Source organism: Mycolicibacterium arseniciresistens, assembly GCF_030519285.1.
In the GTDB taxonomy this organism is placed as follows: domain Bacteria; phylum Actinomycetota; class Actinomycetes; order Mycobacteriales; family Mycobacteriaceae; genus Mycobacterium; species Mycobacterium arseniciresistens.
Genome location: NZ_JAUMSQ010000132.1, coordinates 1 through 14,811, shown reverse-complemented (window position 1 = coordinate 14,811; position 14,811 = coordinate 1). Strand labels below are relative to the sequence as shown.

15 protein-coding genes are annotated in these 14,811 nt (G+C 70.1%); 13 read left to right on the top strand and 2 right to left on the bottom strand.

Annotated elements, in window-relative coordinates:
• The 8 genes from Q2100_RS17305 to Q2100_RS17270 form a co-directional block, all read left to right on the top strand.
• Positions 1-700, top strand: a 700-nt coding sequence (locus Q2100_RS17305; protein WP_302915065.1) for an NlpC/P60 family protein, incomplete at its 5' end; no start/stop codon positions are given.
• Complete coding sequence (ripB, locus tag Q2100_RS17300) at positions 694-1,422, top strand: NlpC/P60 family peptidoglycan endopeptidase RipB (protein ID WP_302915064.1); 729 nt, start codon at positions 694-696, stop codon at positions 1,420-1,422. The genes Q2100_RS17305 and ripB, both read left to right, overlap by 7 nt.
• Before the next feature lie 156 nt (positions 1,423-1,578).
• Positions 1,579-2,727 carry a chaperone MoxR1 gene (gene moxR1 / locus Q2100_RS17295; RefSeq protein ID WP_302915063.1) on the top strand — a complete coding sequence of 383 codons (1,149 nt, stop codon included), beginning with the start codon at positions 1,579-1,581 and terminating at the stop codon, positions 2,725-2,727.
• The gene (locus Q2100_RS17290; protein WP_302915062.1) at positions 2,724-3,671 is read left to right on the top strand and encodes a DUF58 domain-containing protein; all 948 of its coding nucleotides are present in this window, start codon (positions 2,724-2,726) and stop codon (positions 3,669-3,671) included. Before moxR1 ends, Q2100_RS17290 begins: the two co-directional genes overlap by 4 nt.
• A gap of 24 nt (positions 3,672-3,695) precedes the next feature.
• A complete protein-coding gene (locus Q2100_RS17285; protein WP_302915061.1) occupies positions 3,696-4,703 on the top strand; it encodes a VWA domain-containing protein in 1,008 nt (335 codons plus the stop codon).
• 73 nt (positions 4,704-4,776) lie between these two features.
• Entirely contained in the window at positions 4,777-5,544 is a 768-nt protein-coding gene (fabG1, locus tag Q2100_RS17280; RefSeq protein WP_302915060.1) for a 3-oxoacyl-ACP reductase FabG1, read from the top strand.
• A gap of 46 nt (positions 5,545-5,590) precedes the next feature.
• The gene (gene inhA / locus Q2100_RS17275; RefSeq protein WP_302915059.1) at positions 5,591-6,400 is read left to right on the top strand and encodes an NADH-dependent enoyl-ACP reductase InhA; all 810 of its coding nucleotides are present in this window, start codon (positions 5,591-5,593) and stop codon (positions 6,398-6,400) included.
• 17 nt (positions 6,401-6,417) lie between these two features.
• On the top strand, positions 6,418-7,488 hold the full coding sequence (locus tag Q2100_RS17270; protein ID WP_302915068.1) for a ferrochelatase: 1,071 nt from the start codon (positions 6,418-6,420) through the stop codon (positions 7,486-7,488).
• Here the strand turns inward: Q2100_RS17270 and Q2100_RS17265 are convergent.
• The gene (locus tag Q2100_RS17265) at positions 7,460-8,311 is read right to left on the bottom strand and encodes an Rv1486c family protein (protein WP_302915058.1); all 852 of its coding nucleotides are present in this window, start codon (positions 8,309-8,311) and stop codon (positions 7,460-7,462) included. The genes Q2100_RS17270 and Q2100_RS17265 overlap by 29 nt on opposite strands.
• 59 nt (positions 8,312-8,370) lie before the next feature.
• Here Q2100_RS17265 and Q2100_RS17260 point away from each other — a divergent pair, with 59 nt between their 5' ends.
• From Q2100_RS17260 to Q2100_RS17250, 3 genes are read left to right on the top strand one after another with little or no spacing between them, the layout of a single operon-like run.
• Complete coding sequence (locus tag Q2100_RS17260) at positions 8,371-8,805, top strand: NfeD family protein (RefSeq protein ID WP_264013861.1); 435 nt, start codon at positions 8,371-8,373, stop codon at positions 8,803-8,805.
• A gap of 16 nt (positions 8,806-8,821) precedes the next feature.
• Entirely contained in the window at positions 8,822-10,045 is a 1,224-nt protein-coding gene (locus tag Q2100_RS17255) for an SPFH domain-containing protein (RefSeq protein ID WP_302915057.1), read from the top strand.
• An 11-nt stretch (positions 10,046-10,056) separates the two neighbouring features.
• Positions 10,057-10,416: a DoxX family protein gene (locus Q2100_RS17250; protein ID WP_302915067.1), complete on the top strand. Its 360-nt coding sequence runs from the start codon at positions 10,057-10,059 to the stop codon at positions 10,414-10,416.
• Between the two features lie 3 nt (positions 10,417-10,419).
• Here Q2100_RS17250 and Q2100_RS17245 read toward each other — a convergent pair whose 3' ends face one another.
• Positions 10,420-11,181: a TVP38/TMEM64 family protein gene (locus Q2100_RS17245; protein ID WP_302915056.1), complete on the bottom strand. Its 762-nt coding sequence runs from the start codon at positions 11,179-11,181 to the stop codon at positions 10,420-10,422.
• A gap of 138 nt (positions 11,182-11,319) precedes the next feature.
• Here Q2100_RS17245 and mutA point away from each other — a divergent pair, with 138 nt between their 5' ends.
• Positions 11,320-13,176, top strand: a complete 1,857-nt coding sequence (gene mutA / locus Q2100_RS17240; RefSeq protein WP_302915066.1) for a methylmalonyl-CoA mutase small subunit — start codon at positions 11,320-11,322, stop codon at positions 13,174-13,176.
• 2 nt (positions 13,177-13,178) lie between these two features.
• A partial coding sequence (gene scpA / locus Q2100_RS17235; protein WP_302915055.1) for a methylmalonyl-CoA mutase occupies positions 13,179-14,811 on the top strand: 1,633 nt, incomplete at its 3' end.

Genomic DNA, 14,811 nt, shown 5'->3' with positions numbered 1-14,811 from the left:
GCCCGCGGGCACGCCCGCGCCGCTCGCCCGGAACGCCGATCCCGCGGGCAACTGGGACCGCGCCGCAGCGGCGGCACCCGGAGGCGCGAACTGGGACACCGCATGGGATCCGACCCTGCCGGCGATCCCCAGCGCGTTCGTCAGCGGCGACCCGATCGCGATCATCAACGCCGTCCTCGGCATCGCGGCGACGTCGGGCCAGGTGACTCAGCAGATGGGCCGCGGCTTCCTGCAGAAGCTGGGCCTGCTGCCAACACCGACCGGTTACACGAACGGCGCAATTCCGCGAGTCTACGGTCCTCAAGCCGTCGAATTGGCGATCAGGCGAGGCATGTCTCAGCTGGGGGTGCCTTACTCGTGGGGCGGCGGCAACGCTGCGGGGCCGAGCCGCGGAATCGATTCCGGGGCAAACACGGTCGGGTTCGACTGTTCCGGACTCATCCTCTACATGTTCGCCGGCGTCGGCATAAAACTCGACCACTACTCGGGATCGCAATACAACGCCGGACGCAAGGTTCCATCGGCCCAGATGAGGCGCGGTGATCTCATCCCATACGGTCCCGACGCGAGCCAACATATCGCCGTATACCTCGGCGACGGAACGATGCTCGAGGCGCCCTACACGGGTTCGGTCGTCAAGATCTCGCCGGTGCGAACCAGTGGCATGACACCTTTCGTGACTCGACTCATCGAATGGTGAACCGAGTGATTTTGTTCTTCCGCCAAACTTTCGGCTGCGCAAAGGGCCTCGGCTTATGCGTCGCGGCGATCGCGCTGGCGTTCGGGCTCGCGGTGCCCGCCGCCGCCGCGCCCGACGACGGCCAGTGGGATCCCACGCTGCCCAAGCTGATCAGCGCCGGCGCGCCCGGTGACCCGCTCGCCATCGCCAACGCGTCGCTAGCGGCCACCGCGCAGGCCACCGAGGTCACCATGGGCCTCGGCAGGAAATTCCTGCAGAACATCGGATTGGCGCCGAAGGACGCCGTACCCGCCGGTGTCGCGCCCGGCGTGGTGCGCGGCCCCCAGGCCGTCGAGTACGTCATCCGCCGCGGCGCGTCCCAGATGGGCGTGCCCTACTCGTGGGGCGGTGGCAAGCCCGACGGCCCCAGCCGCGGCATCGACTCCGGAGCGAACACCGTCGGCTACGACTGCTCGGGATTCACCCAGTTCTCGTTCGCCGGGGTTGGCGTGCTGATCCCGAAGTACTCCGGCGACCAGTACGACACCGGCCGCAAGGTGCCCGTCGCGCAGGCCAGACGTGGCGACCTGTTGTTCTGGGGGCCCGGCGGCACACAACACGTCGCGATATATCTCGGAAACGGCCAACTCCTGGAGGCGGCGAGCAGTAAGGGCAAGGTGAGTGTCAATCCCTTACGCACCGCTGGTCTGCAACCATATGCGACACGGATCATCGAGTACTGAGCGCAACCTGAGGGCAGCCTGAGGCATCGTGGGCGACGTCGACGGATTCCTGACTGCCTGGAATAGTTGACGGCGGGCACCTGACCGGCCCGGCAGAATGCGTGTTGACGCAGTGAGAACGGCGTCGTGACCAGAAAGCACATTGGGAGGATCTTGATGACGTCACCGAGTGGTCCGCCGCAGGGCGCCGGAGCGCACCCCGGCTCGGCCCCGGCCCAGGGTTACGCTCCCGCCCCGACCGGAACCCAGCCCCCCGCGCCGCCCGGACACAACGGCGGTCTCCAGGGCGAGGTGCACACGCTGGAACGGGCCATCTTCGAGGTCAAGCGGATCATCGTCGGTCAGGACCGGCTCGTCGAGCGGATGCTCGTCGGTCTGCTCGCCAAGGGTCACGTGCTGCTCGAGGGTGTTCCCGGCGTCGCCAAGACCCTCGCGGTGGAGACCTTCGCCAAGGTCGTCGGCGGCACCTTCGCGCGCATCCAGTTCACCCCCGACCTGGTGCCCACCGACATCGTCGGCACCCGGATCTACCGCGTCGGCAAAGAGGAGTTCGACATCGAACTCGGCCCCGTCGTGGTGAACTTCCTGCTGGCCGACGAGATCAACCGCGCACCCGCCAAGGTGCAGTCCGCCCTGCTCGAGGTGATGGCCGAGCGCAAGATCTCCATCGGCGGCAAGACGTTCCCGCTGCCCAACCCGTTCCTGGTGATGGCCACGCAGAACCCCATCGAGCAGGAGGGCGTCTACGCACTGCCCGAGGCGCAGCGCGACCGGTTCCTGTTCAAGCTGAACATCGACTACCCCACGCCCGAGGAAGAGCGCGAGATCATCTACCGGATGGGTGTGAAGCCCCCGGAGCCCAAGCAGATCCTCAACCCCGGTGACCTCATCCGGCTGCAGGACGTGGCCGCCAACACCTTCGTGCACCACGCGCTGGTCGACTACGTCGTGCGGATCGTCACGGCCACCCGTGAGCCGGATAAGTTCGGCATGCCCGACGCCAAGGCCTGGATCGCCTACGGCGCCTCGCCGCGCGCCTCGCTGGGCATCATCGCCGCATCCCGGGCGCTTGCGCTGATCCGGGGTCGCGACTACGTCGTCCCGCAGGACGTCGTCGAGGTCATCCCCGACGTGCTGCGGCACCGCCTCGTGCTGACCTACGACGCGCTCGCCGACGAGGTCTCTGCCGAGACGGTGATCAACCGCATCATGCAGACCGTGGCGCTGCCCCAGGTGAATGCCATTCCGCAGCAGGGCCATTCGGTGCCGACTGCCGTACCCGCCGCAGCGGCCAGCGGTCGGTGACCGGCGACGAAGGCCGTTCGGTCGACCCGCCGTCCCTGCAGCGGGGCCAGATCCGCGACCCCGCGCTGTCGGCGGCACTGCGCAAGCTCGAACTGACCGTCCGGCGCAAGCTCGACGGGGTGCTGCACGGCGACCACCTCGGGTTGATCCCCGGACCCGGCTCGGAGCCGGGCGAATCGCGGATCTACCAGCCCGGCGACGACGTGCGGCGGATGGACTGGTCGGTGACCGCCCGCACCAATGCCCCGCACGTCCGGCAGATGATCGCCGACCGTGAGCTGGAGACCTGGCTGGTGGTGGACATGTCCGCCAGCCTCGATTTCGGCACGGCCCGGTGCGAGAAGCGCGACCTCGCCGTCGCCGCCGCGGCCGCCATCTCGTTCCTCAACAGCGGCGGCGGCAATCGGCTCGGCGCCGTCATCTCCAACGGCGACACCGTGCGCCGGGTGCCCGCCCTCTCGGGCCGCATCCACGAGCAGGAACTGCTGCGAGCGATCGCGACCACGCCGCGGGCGCCGGTCGGTGTGCGCGGCGACCTGGCCGCCTCGATCGACGCGCTGCGCCGTCCGGAACGGCGGCGGGGGATGGCCGTGATCATCAGCGACTTCCTCGGCCCGATCGACTGGATGCGGCCGCTGCGGGCCATCGCGGGCCGTCACGAGGTGCTCGGCATCGAGGTGCTCGACCCGCGCGACGTCGAGCTGCCCGAGGTGGGCGACGTGATCCTGCAGGACACCGAGACCGGCGTCACCCGCGAATTCACCATCGACCACCAGCTGCGCGGTGACTTCGAGCAGGCCGCGGCGGCGCACCGCGCCGAGGTCGCCCGCACGCTGCGGCGCTGCAACGCACCGCTGCTCACCCTGCGCACCGACCGGGACTGGATCGCCGACGTGGTTCGCTTCGTCGCAAACCGGCGACGCGGCGCGTTGGCGGGCCGGTGATGACGACGAAATGACAAGCCGTACATGACTTTGCCGCTCCTGGGTCCGATGACGCTCTCGGACTTCAAACATCCGTGGTTCTTCGCGTTCCTGCTGGTGGTGCTCGGGCTCGTCGCGCTCTACATCATCGTGCAGGCGGCGCGGCAGAAGCGGATCCTGCGCTTCGCCAACATGGAGCTGCTGGAGAGCGTGGCGCCCACGCGACCCAGCCGGATGCGGCACCTGCCCGCGATCCTGCTGATCCTGTCGCTGACGCTGCTCACCGTCGCGATGGCCGGTCCCACCCAGGACGTCCGGATACCGCGCAACCGCGCGGTGGTGATGCTGGTGATCGACGTCTCGCAGTCGATGCGCGCCACCGACGTGGCGCCCAGCCGGCTCGCGGCCGCGCAGGAGGCGTCCAAGCAGTTCGCCGACGAGCTCACCCCCGGGATCAACCTCGGCCTCATCGCCTACGCCGGCACCGCGACGGTGCTGGTGTCGCCGACCACCAATCGCGACGCCACCAAGAACGCCATCGACAAGCTGCAGCTCGCCGACCGCACGGCGACCGGTGAGGGCATCTTCACCGCGCTGCAGGCGATCGCCACTGTCGGCGCGGTGATCGGCGGTGGTGACGAAGCGCCACCGGCCCGCATCGTGCTGTTCTCCGACGGCAAAGAGACCGTGCCGTCGAACCCGGACAACCCCAAGGGCGCCTTCACCGCGGCGCGCACCGCTAAGGACCAGGGCGTCCCGATCTCGACGATCTCCTTCGGCACCCCCTACGGCTACGTGGAGATCAACGAGCAGCGCCAGCCGGTCCCGGTCGACGACGAGATGCTCGAGCGGATCGCCGACCTGTCCGGCGGGGAGGCCTACACCGCCTCGACGCTCGAACAGCTGCGCGAGGTCTACACCAACCTGCAGCAGCAGATCGGCTACGAGACGATCAAGGGCGACGCCAGTGTCGGCTGGCTGCGTCTGGGCGCGCTGCTGCTGGCCGTGGCGGCACTGGCGGCGCTGCTGATCAACCGCCGACTGCCGAACTAGGCGCCGCGGTGCGTCCGTGTGACGCCTTCGGGCGATTTCTGGCTGGTGACGGCGAGGCGTTAAGTTGGCCGTCATGACTGTGACCGACAATTCCGCGCAGGCCGGCGCCGAGGCCGCCGTGGGCCGCCCCTCCTTCGTCTCGCGTTCGGTGCTGGTCACCGGCGGTAACCGCGGCATCGGACTGGCCATCGCGCAGCGGCTGGCCGCCGACGGCCACAAGGTGGCCGTGACCCACCGCGGCTCCGGCGCCCCCGAGGGCCTGTTCGGCGTCGTCTGTGATGTCACCGACAACGAGGCCGTCGACCGCGCGTTCAAAGAGGTCGAGGAGCACCAGGGCCCGGTCGAGGTGCTGGTCTCCAATGCCGGCATCTCCCAGGACGCGTTCCTGATGCGGATGACTGAGGAGCGCTTCGAGAACGTCATCAACGCGAACCTCACCGGGGCGTTTCGGGTGGCGCAGCGCGCCTCGCGCAGCATGCAGCGCAAACGCTTCGGCCGGATCATCTTCATCGGTTCGGTGTCGGGCATGTGGGGGATCGGCAACCAGGCCAACTACGCGGCGGCCAAGGCGGGCCTGATCGGGATGGCGCGCTCGATCTCCCGCGAACTGTCCAAGGCTGGCGTCACCGCGAACGTGGTCGCACCCGGCTACATCGACACCGAGATGACCCGCGCGCTGGACGAGCGGATCCAGGAGGGGGCGCTGCAGTTCATCCCGGCGAAGCGGGTCGGCACGGCCGAGGACGTCGCAGGCGCGGTCAGCTTCCTGGCGTCCGAGGACGCGGGCTACATCGCCGGTGCGGTGATCCCGGTCGACGGCGGAATGGGCATGGGCCACTGAGCCACCGGCCCCGCCCACCACGAACTTTGAAGAAGGAGTCAGCACAATGACAGGTCTGCTCGAAGGCAAGCGCATCCTCGTCACGGGGATCATCACCGACTCGTCCATCGCGTTCCACATCGCTAAGGTGGCGCAGGAGGCCGGCGCGGAGGTCGTCTGCACCGGCTTCAACCGCCTGCGGCTGATCGAGCGCATCCTCGACCGGCTGCCGGTCAAGCCGCCGCTGCTCGAACTCGACGTGCAGGACGAGAAGCACCTCGACACGCTCGCCGACCGGATCACCGAGGTCATCGGCGACGGCAACAAGCTCGACGGCGTGGTGCACTCGATCGGCTTCATGCCGCAGACCGGCATGGGCGTCAACCCGTTCTTCGACGCGCCCTACGAGGACGTCGCCAAGGGCATCCACATCTCGGCCTACTCCTACGCCTCGCTCGCCAAAGCGGTTCTGCCGGTGATGAATTCCGGCGGCGGGATCGTGGGCATGGACTTCGACCCGACCCGTGCGATGCCCGCCTACAACTGGATGACGGTCGCCAAGAGCGCACTGGAATCGGTGAACCGGTTCGTCGCGCGTGAGGCGGGCCCCTTCGGGGTTCGGTCGAATCTCGTTGCCGCCGGTCCGATCCGGACGCTGGCCATGAGTGCCATCGTCGGCGGCGCCCTCGGTGACGAAGCCGGCGCCCAGATGCAGCTGCTCGAGGAGGGCTGGGATCAGCGGGCGCCGCTGGGCTGGAACATGAAAGACCCGACGCCTGTGGCGAAGACGGTCTGCGCACTGCTGTCGGACTGGCTGCCCGCCACCACCGGCACCATCGTCTACGCCGACGGTGGCGCCAGCACCCAGCTGCTGTAGCCGGGGTGACACAGCTCGTGGATTTCGACGCCGTCCTGCTGCTGTCCTTCGGCGGACCGGAGGGTCCCGAGCAGGTCCGGCCCTTCCTGGAGAACGTCACCCGTGGCCGTGGCATCCCGCCCGAGCGCCTCGACGCCGTCGCCGAGCACTACCAGCACTTCGGCGGCGTGTCCCCGATCAACGGCATCAACCGCAGGCTGATCGAGGTGTTGCGCACCGAGCTGGCCGAGCGCGGCAACCCGCTGCCGGTCTACTTCGGTAACCGCAACTGGGAGCCCTACGTCGAGGACACCGTGACGGCCATGCGGGACAACGGAGTTCGCCGCGCCGCGGTGTTCACCACCTCTGCGTGGGGCGGGTACTCGAGCTGCACCCAGTACATCGAGGACGTCGCCCGCGGCCGCGCGGCCGCCGGTGAGCAGGCTCCCGAGCTGGTCAAGCTGCGCCACTACTTCGACCACCCGCTGTTCGTCGAGATGTTCGCCGACGCGATCGCGGCCGCGGCCGCCACGCTGGCACCCGAGCTGCGTGACGACGCCCGGCTGGTGTTCACCGCGCACTCCATCCCCGTCGCCGCCGATGACCGGCACGGCCCGAATCTGTACAGCAGGCAGGTCGCCTACGCGGCGCGGCTCGTGGCGGCCGCCGCGGGCTACGGTGACGGCGCCGGCTACGACCTGGTCTGGCAGTCGCGATCCGGCCCGCCGCAGATCCCTTGGCTGGAGCCCGATGTCGGCGACCACCTGGCGACGCTGGTCGAGGCGGGCACCAGGGCCGTGATCGTCTGCCCGATCGGCTTCGTCGCCGACCACATCGAGGTGGTGTGGGATCTCGACAACGAGCTGCGCGAACAGGCCGACGAGGCGGGCGTCGTGCTGGCGCGCACGACGACGCCCAACGCCGACCGCCGATTCGCCCGGCTGGCGGCCGATCTCATCGACGAACTGCGCACCGGCGCCGATCCCGTCCGGCAGTCGGGACCGGATCCCGCGCCGGGCTGTGGTCACAGCGTCAACGGTGAGGTCTGCCCGGTGTCGCCGCGGTGTCTGGCGACCATCGTCACCACGCCGAGTAGAGGATCGCGCTGAGCGCGGCGACGCGCGCCCGCCGGACCACCTGACCCAACGGCCGCAGCGCGTCGCTGGCGATCTGCACCTCCGACGACGTCTGCAGCCCGATCGGCATCAGGCCGGAGCTGACGGTGATGATCGCGTCGACGTGCGCGGCGTTCTCCAGCACCCGAAGTGCCCGCGGCGGTGCGTGGTCGGGCGCCCGGTGCACCCGCGAGGACTCCAGCACGTCCTCGACCAGTCCGCGGGGGTCGTCGACGTCGGCCCCCGCCGCGCCCGCGCGCAGCGCACCCAGGGCGTCGGCCGCCGAACGCACGGCCGAACGCAACGCGAACTCGGCCTCGCCGAGCTCGACGTACTCGGAGCCGGGCGCGCCGGGCACCGAGTACACCGTCCAGGCCAGCGCGGTCGGTTCGGGATCGAAGTCCGAATCGTCGAAGCCCTCGTCGTATTCGAATTCCGGCACCAGCCCCACCACCGCGGAGGGGTCCCGAGAATCGGTGACCAGCACCGCCTCGCCGGAGGTGACGGCGTCACGCTGGAACTGGGTGCCCGCGGGCAGCCCGCGCACGTCGCCGGGCACCGGCAGCGCGATTCCGAGCGCCGGGCCGGTGCGCGCCGGGCCCGCGGCGGTGCGCAGCGTCTGCAGCAGCGAGACCGCACCCGAATCGTTGAGGTCCGGCCACGGCAGGCCGGTGGCACCCGCCGCGACCGAATCGTAAGCGGTCACCGAATGCCTTGGCGCCCAAAGGGATAGCGAGTCGAGGACATCGTCGGGCGCGGCGGCACCTGAGAGCCAGGCGTTGGCCCACGCCGCGAGCGTTGCACTGGGACACCACATGATGCTCGCAGTGTAATTGTTCAGCGCTGTGCGGGTCGGTTACGCGATAGGGTGACCGCGTGCCCCTTCCGTTGATCTGGGTGATCCTGGCCCTGGTGCTGGCCGGGGCCGAGGCGCTGACCGGCGACCTGTTCCTGCTGATGCTCGCGGGCGGGGCGCTCGCCGCCGCCGGCTCGAGCTGGCTGCTGGACTGGCCGATCTGGGCCGACGGCGCGGTGTTCCTGGTGGTGTCGGTGCTGCTCCTGGCGTCGGTCCGGCCGGCGCTGCGCCGCCGCTTGTCCGCAGGCAAGGGGTTGCCCGAACCCGCGAAGGCGCTCGAGGGCAAGCAGGCGCTGGTGCTCGACCGGGTGGCACGCCACGAAGGTCAGGTGAAACTCGAGGGCGAGGTCTGGACGGCCCGCCCGCTGAACGACAACGATGTGTACGAGCCGGGCGACAACGTCACCGTCATGCACATCGACGGCGCCACCGCCGTCGTCTGGAAGAACCCCTAAGCAGGAGGGACTCGTCATGGATGGTGCCGTAGCCGGCCTCGTCTTTCTGATCGTGCTGGTCGTGTTCGCGGCGATCGTCGTCGCCAAGTCGGTGGCGCTGATCCCGCAGGCCGAGGCGGCGGTGATCGAACGCCTCGGTCGCTACAGCAAGACCGTCTCCGGCCAGCTCACGCTGCTCATCCCGTTCATCGACAAGATCCGCGCCCGGGTGGACCTGCGCGAGCGCGTGGTGTCCTTCCCGCCGCAGCCGGTGATCACCGAGGACAACCTGACGGTCAACATCGACACCGTCGTGTACTTCCAGGTGACCAATCCACAGGCCGCGGTCTACCAGATCAGCAACTACATCGTCGGCGTCGAGCAGCTGACCACCACGACGCTGCGCAACGTGGTCGGCGGAATGACGCTTGAGCAGACGCTCACCTCACGCGACAAGATCAACGGACAGCTGCGCGGAGTGCTGGACGAGGCGACCGGCCGCTGGGGCCTGCGCGTCGCCCGGGTCGAGCTGCGATCCATCGACCCGCCGCCGTCCATCCAGGACTCGATGGAGAAGCAGATGCGCGCCGACCGGGAGAAGCGCGCGATGATTCTGACCGCCGAGGGCAGCCGCGCGGCGGCGATCATGCAGGCCGAGGGCCAGAAGCAGGCGCAGATCCTCGCCGCCGAGGGAGCCAAGCAGGCCGCCGTGCTCGCGGCCGAGGCCGACCGGCAGTCGCGAATGCTGCGCGCCCAGGGCGAACGGGCGGCCCAGTACCTGGTCGCCCAGGGCCAGGCGAAGGCGATCGAGAAAACGTTCGCCGCCATCAAGGCCGGCAGGCCCACCCCCGAGATGCTGGCCTACCAGTACCTGCAGACGCTGCCGCAGATGGCCAAGGGCGAGGCGAACAAGGTGTGGCTGGTGCCCAGCGACTTCGGCGCGGCGCTGCAGGGCTTCACCAAGATGCTCGGCGCGCCGGGAGAGGACGGCGTCTTCCGCTATCAGCCGTCGCCGGTGGAGGAGAACCTGCCCAAACCCGAGGACGACACCGACGAGGTCGCGGAGTGGTTCACCACCCAGACCGACCCCGAGATCGTGCGGGCCGTGGCGAAGGCCGAGGCCGAGGCCCGCACGCCGGTGCAGTCCGCTATTCCGTCGGCGCCGCCGGAGCCCGAGCCGATGCAGTACCCGCCGCTGTCCCAGCAGCAGCAGGACTCGCTGCCGCCGACGTTCGGCCGGCACGCCGGTAGCCCGGAGTGATCGCCGACACGCTGACCGCGCCGCGTACCTACGTGGCCCTCGCTGCCTTCCAGGCCGGCGACGCAGTGGCGTGTGGCATCCCGTTGCCACCGATCGCGAAGGCGCTCGACAGCTACGGCGTGCCGGACTGGATCCGGTGGGTGTTGCCGACCGCCAAGGCGGCCTCGGTGGTGGGGCTGCTCTCGGCGCCCCGCTACCCCTGGCTGGCGCGGCTGACCAGCGCGATGCTGGCGGTCTACTTCGTCCTCGCGGTCGGGGCGCACCTGCGGATCCGGGACAAGGCGGTCAACACGCTGCCCGCGGCCACGTTCCTGCTGCTGCACACCGTGATGGCCGTCCGCGGTCCGCGACGGGTCGACGACCGCCGCTGAGCGTCAGCGCGCGGTGGGGGTCGCTTCGACGCTCGCCTCGTCCTCGGCCACGTCGTCGGGCAGGTCCTCGGCGGTGGGTGTGCGGTGCTGGCGCACCTCGTAGAGCAGCCCGACCATCCCGATGGCCGCCGTGACCACCGACACCGCCACCAGCAGGGGATCGACGCGCCCGGTGAGCGCGTCGCCGAGGATCACCACCGCGGCGGTGCCGGGCAGCAGCCCGGCCAGCGTCGCCCACGTGTAGGGCCACACCCGGACCGTCGATGCGCCCGCGGCGTAGTTGAGCACCGAGAACGGCACCGCCGGGATCATCCGCATCGACATCACCACCGGCCAGCCACGCAGCCGCAGCCTGGTGTCCAGGGCGTCCACCCGCGGATGCGGGAACAGCCGGTTGAGCTGCAGCCCCGCCGCGCGCACCAGCAGCAGCGCGATCACCGCGCTGACGGTGCTGGCCACCACGGCCAGCGTGACGCCGAGCGCCGGGCCGAAGAGCAGTCCCGCGGCGAGCGTGAATGCCGTGCGTGGGAACGGCAGGATCGTGAGCACGATGTGGGCGGTCAGGAACGCCAGCGGGAACCACGGCCCGACGGAGGTGGCCCAGTCCCGCAGTTGCACCGCGGTCGGCAGCGGGACGACGAGCGCGGCTGCGACGAGAATCACACTTCCCAGCACGACGGCCAGGAAGCGGCGCGGAGGCACCTGCGCGGCCGTCGCGATCAGCGCGGCGCGCAGTCGGCGCACGGTGCTGACGACGGGGTTCACGATTCTCCAGACTACGGGCCGGCACCGACGGCCGGCGCTCGGCGCGCCTGCCGAACCGGCCGACCGGGGCGCATCACCGTGACGGCGATCATTTAGCCTGATGGACGGGTGGAAGCTCACACGCTGCGACAACAGGAGATGCCGGTGTCCGTGCAGGGGTCGAGTGCGGTCGAAGCCGACCGCGAGCAGTGGCGCACCGCGGTCGCCGGGGTGCTTGCCAAGAGCACCCGGCGCGATCCCGCGGACCTGCCCGCCGAACCGGAACGGCTGCTCGATTCGCCCACCTACGAGGACTTCGTCATCCGCGCGCTCTACACCGGCGACGATGCACAGCCCGAGCATCCGCTTCCCGGCCGGTGGCCGTTCGTTCGTGGCGCCGACGCGCGGCGTGACGTCAAGGCGGGCTGGCGGGTCGCCGAGGCGTTCCCCGCCGCGCCCGCCGCGGTCGGCGAGGTGAACGGGTCGGTGCTGGTGGCCCTCACCGAAGGGGTCAGCGCGCTGGCGCTGCGGATCGGCGGCCCCGACGGGATCGCCGCCGCGGAACTGGACCGGCTGCTCGACGGCGTCTTCCTCGACCTGGTTCCGGTGATCCTCGACGCCGGCGCCGAGTTCACCGCTGCCGCCGCAGCCATCGTGCCGCTGCTCGGCGGCCTCGACGCCGACCAGCGGAGCCGGCTGTCGATCGATCTTGGCGCCGACCCGCTGACGGCGGCGCTGAGCGGGCGGCCCTCGCCCGAGGTGGCCGACGTGGTCACCACGGCGGCGGGCCTGACGGAGTTCGACGGCGGCGTTCGTGCGATCACCGTCGACGGTCCCGCCCTGCACAACCTCGGCGCCAACGTGTCGTGGGAGCTCGCAGGCGCGGTGGCCGCCGGCGTCGACTATCTGCGGCTCCTGGGCGATGCGGGTGCCGCTGTGCCGGACGCCGTGGCGCAGATCAGCTTCCGCTACGCCGCCGACGACGACCAGTTCATGACGATCGCCAAGTTGCGCGCCGCCCGCCGGCTGTGGGCCCGGGTCGCGGAGGTGGTGGGTGCGCCCGACGCCGGCGACGCGACCGTGCACGTGGTCACCTCGCTGCCGATGATGACCCGCCGCGACCCCTGGGTGAACATGTTGCGCACCACACTGGCGGCGTTCTCGGCCGGGGTGGGCGGCGCCGACACGGTGCTGGTGCAGCCCTTCGACGTCGCGATCCCCGAAGGCTTCCCCGGGACGTCGCGCAGCTTCGCCCGCCGGATCGCCCGCAACACCCAACTGCTGCTTCTCGAGGAGTCGCATCTGGGCCGCGTGCTCGACCCCGCAGGCGGATCGTGGTTCGTCGAAGACCTCACCGAGCAGCTGGCCGAACAGGCGTGGCGGCACTTCCAGGAGATCGAGGCGGGCGGCGGGTTCGCCGCCGCCCGCGGCGTCGTCACCGCAGGCATCGCTGAGGTGGCGGCCCGCCGCCAGGACGACATCGCGCACCGGCGCACCGCGGTCACCGGCGTCAACGAGTATCCGAACCTCGCCGAACCGCCGCTGCCACAAAGTGATTCGTTCGCCGCCGTGGCTCCCTACGCCGCCGGGTTCGAGAAGCTGCGCGACCGTTCCGACGCGTTCCTCGACCGCACCGGCGCGCGGCCGAAGGTGCTGCTGCTGCCGATCGGTCCGCTGGCCGAACACAACATCCGCGCGACGTTCGCGGTGAACCTGCTGGCCTCCGGCGGCATCGAGGCTGTCAATCCCGGTCCGCTGGACGCCGCCGGGGTGGCCCGCGCCGTCGCCGATGCGGGGACGCCGGACATCGCGGTGATCTGCGGCACCGACGGCCGCAACGCCGCGGAGGCGGCGGGTGTGGTGAGCGCTGCCCACGACGCCGGGATCTCACGGGTCTACCTGGCCGGGCCGGAGAAGGCCGTCGCGGAGGCGGACCCGAAACCCGACGACTTCCTCACCGCGAAAATCGATGCGGTCGGCGCATTGTCGGACCTGCTCGGCAGATTGGGGGCCTGAACATGACTGCGACCACGAACGTCGGCAGCTTCGCGGACCTGCCGTTGCGCGGTGAGCGCAGCGGCGAGGAGCCCACCGCCGCGGCAGTCGAGGAGCACGTCGGCGCGGCCGCCGCCGCGCACGGCTACGCCCCGGAGCAACTCGACTGGCTGACACCGGAGGGCATCGAGGTCAAGCCGGTCTACATCGCGGCCGACCGCGACGAGGCCGTCGCCGCGGGATATCCGCTCAACTCGTTCCCCGGCGCCGCCCCGTTCGTCCGCGGCCCGTATCCGACGATGTACGTCAACCAGCCGTGGACCATCCGTCAGTACGCCGGCTTCTCCACCGCCGCGGAATCCAACGCGTTCTACCGGCGCAACCTCGCCGCCGGCCAGAAGGGCCTGTCGGTGGCCTTCGACCTGGCCACCCACCGCGGGTACGACTCCGACCACCCGCGCGTGCAGGGCGACGTCGGAATGGCCGGTGTCGCCATCGATTCCATCCTCGACATGCGCCAGCTGTTCGACGGCATCGACCTGTCACAGGTCTCGGTGTCGATGACGATGAACGGCGCGGTGCTGCCGATCCTGGCGCTGTACGTCGCCGCCGCGGAGGAGCAGGGGGTGCCGCCGGAGAAGCTGGCGGGGACCATCCAGAACGACATCCTCAAAGAGTTCATGGTCCGCAACACCTACATCTATCCGCCCAAGGCGTCGATGCGGATCATCTCCGACATCTTCGGCTACACCAGCACCAGGATGCCGAAGTACAACTCGATCTCGATCTCCGGCTACCACATCCAGGAGGCCGGGGCCACAGCCGATCTCGAGCTCGCCTACACGCTCGCCGACGGGGTGGAATACATCAAGGCCGGACTCGACGCCGGGCTGTCGATCGACAAGTTCGCGCCCCGGCTGTCCTTCTTCTGGGGCATCGGCATGAACTTCTTCATGGAGGTCGCCAAGCTGCGGGCCGGCCGGCTGCTGTGGAGCGAGCTGGTCTCACAGTTCGAGCCGCGCAACGAGAAGTCGCTCTCGCTGCGCACGCATTCGCAGACCTCCGGCTGGTCGCTGACCGCGCAGGACGCGTTCAACAACGTTGCCCGCACGTGCATCGAGGCGATGGCCGCGACGCAGGGCCACACCCAGTCGCTGCACACCAACGCCCTCGACGAGGCGCTGGCGCTGCCCACCGACTTCTCCGCGCGCATCGCCCGCAACACCCAGCTGGTGCTGCAGCAGGAGTCCGGCACCACCCGCCCGATCGACCCGTGGGGCGGCTCGTACTACGTCGAGTGGCTGACCCATCAGCTCGCCGAGAAGGCCCGCGCCCACATCCGTGAGGTGGCCGAGCACGGCGGCATGGCTCAGGCCATCGACGACGGCATACCGAAGCTGCGCATCGAGGAGGCGGCCGCCCGCACGCAGGCCCGCATCGACTCCGGCGCGCAGCCGGTGATCGGGGTGAACAAGTACCAGGTCGAAGAGGACCACGAGATCGAGGTGCTCAAGGTCGAGAACAGCCGGGTGCGCGCCGAGCAGCTGGCCAAGCTCGAACAGCTGCGGGCCGACCGGGATCCGGCGGCGGTCGAGGCCGCACTTGCCGAGCTGACCCGCGCGGCCGGCGAACACGGGGCAGCCGGCGGGCAGGAGC

Bases quoted from the DNA above. Each gene is read 5' to 3' on its own strand.
- ripB (WP_302915064.1), top strand. From the start codon at position 694: ATGGTGAACCGAGTGATTTTGTTCTTCCGCCAAACTTTCGGCTGCGCA.
- moxR1 (WP_302915063.1), top strand. From the start codon at position 1,579: ATGACGTCACCGAGTGGTCCGCCGCAGGGCGCCGGAGCGCACCCCGGC.
- Q2100_RS17285 (WP_302915061.1), top strand. From the start codon at position 3,696: ATGACTTTGCCGCTCCTGGGTCCGATGACGCTCTCGGACTTCAAACAT.
- fabG1 (WP_302915060.1), top strand. From the start codon at position 4,777: ATGACTGTGACCGACAATTCCGCGCAGGCCGGCGCCGAGGCCGCCGTG.
- inhA (WP_302915059.1), top strand. From the start codon at position 5,591: ATGACAGGTCTGCTCGAAGGCAAGCGCATCCTCGTCACGGGGATCATC.
- Q2100_RS17265 (WP_302915058.1), bottom strand. From the start codon at position 8,311: ATGTGGTGTCCCAGTGCAACGCTCGCGGCGTGGGCCAACGCCTGGCTC.
- Q2100_RS17255 (WP_302915057.1), top strand. From the start codon at position 8,822: ATGGATGGTGCCGTAGCCGGCCTCGTCTTTCTGATCGTGCTGGTCGTG.
- mutA (WP_302915066.1), top strand. From the start codon at position 11,320: ATGCCGGTGTCCGTGCAGGGGTCGAGTGCGGTCGAAGCCGACCGCGAG.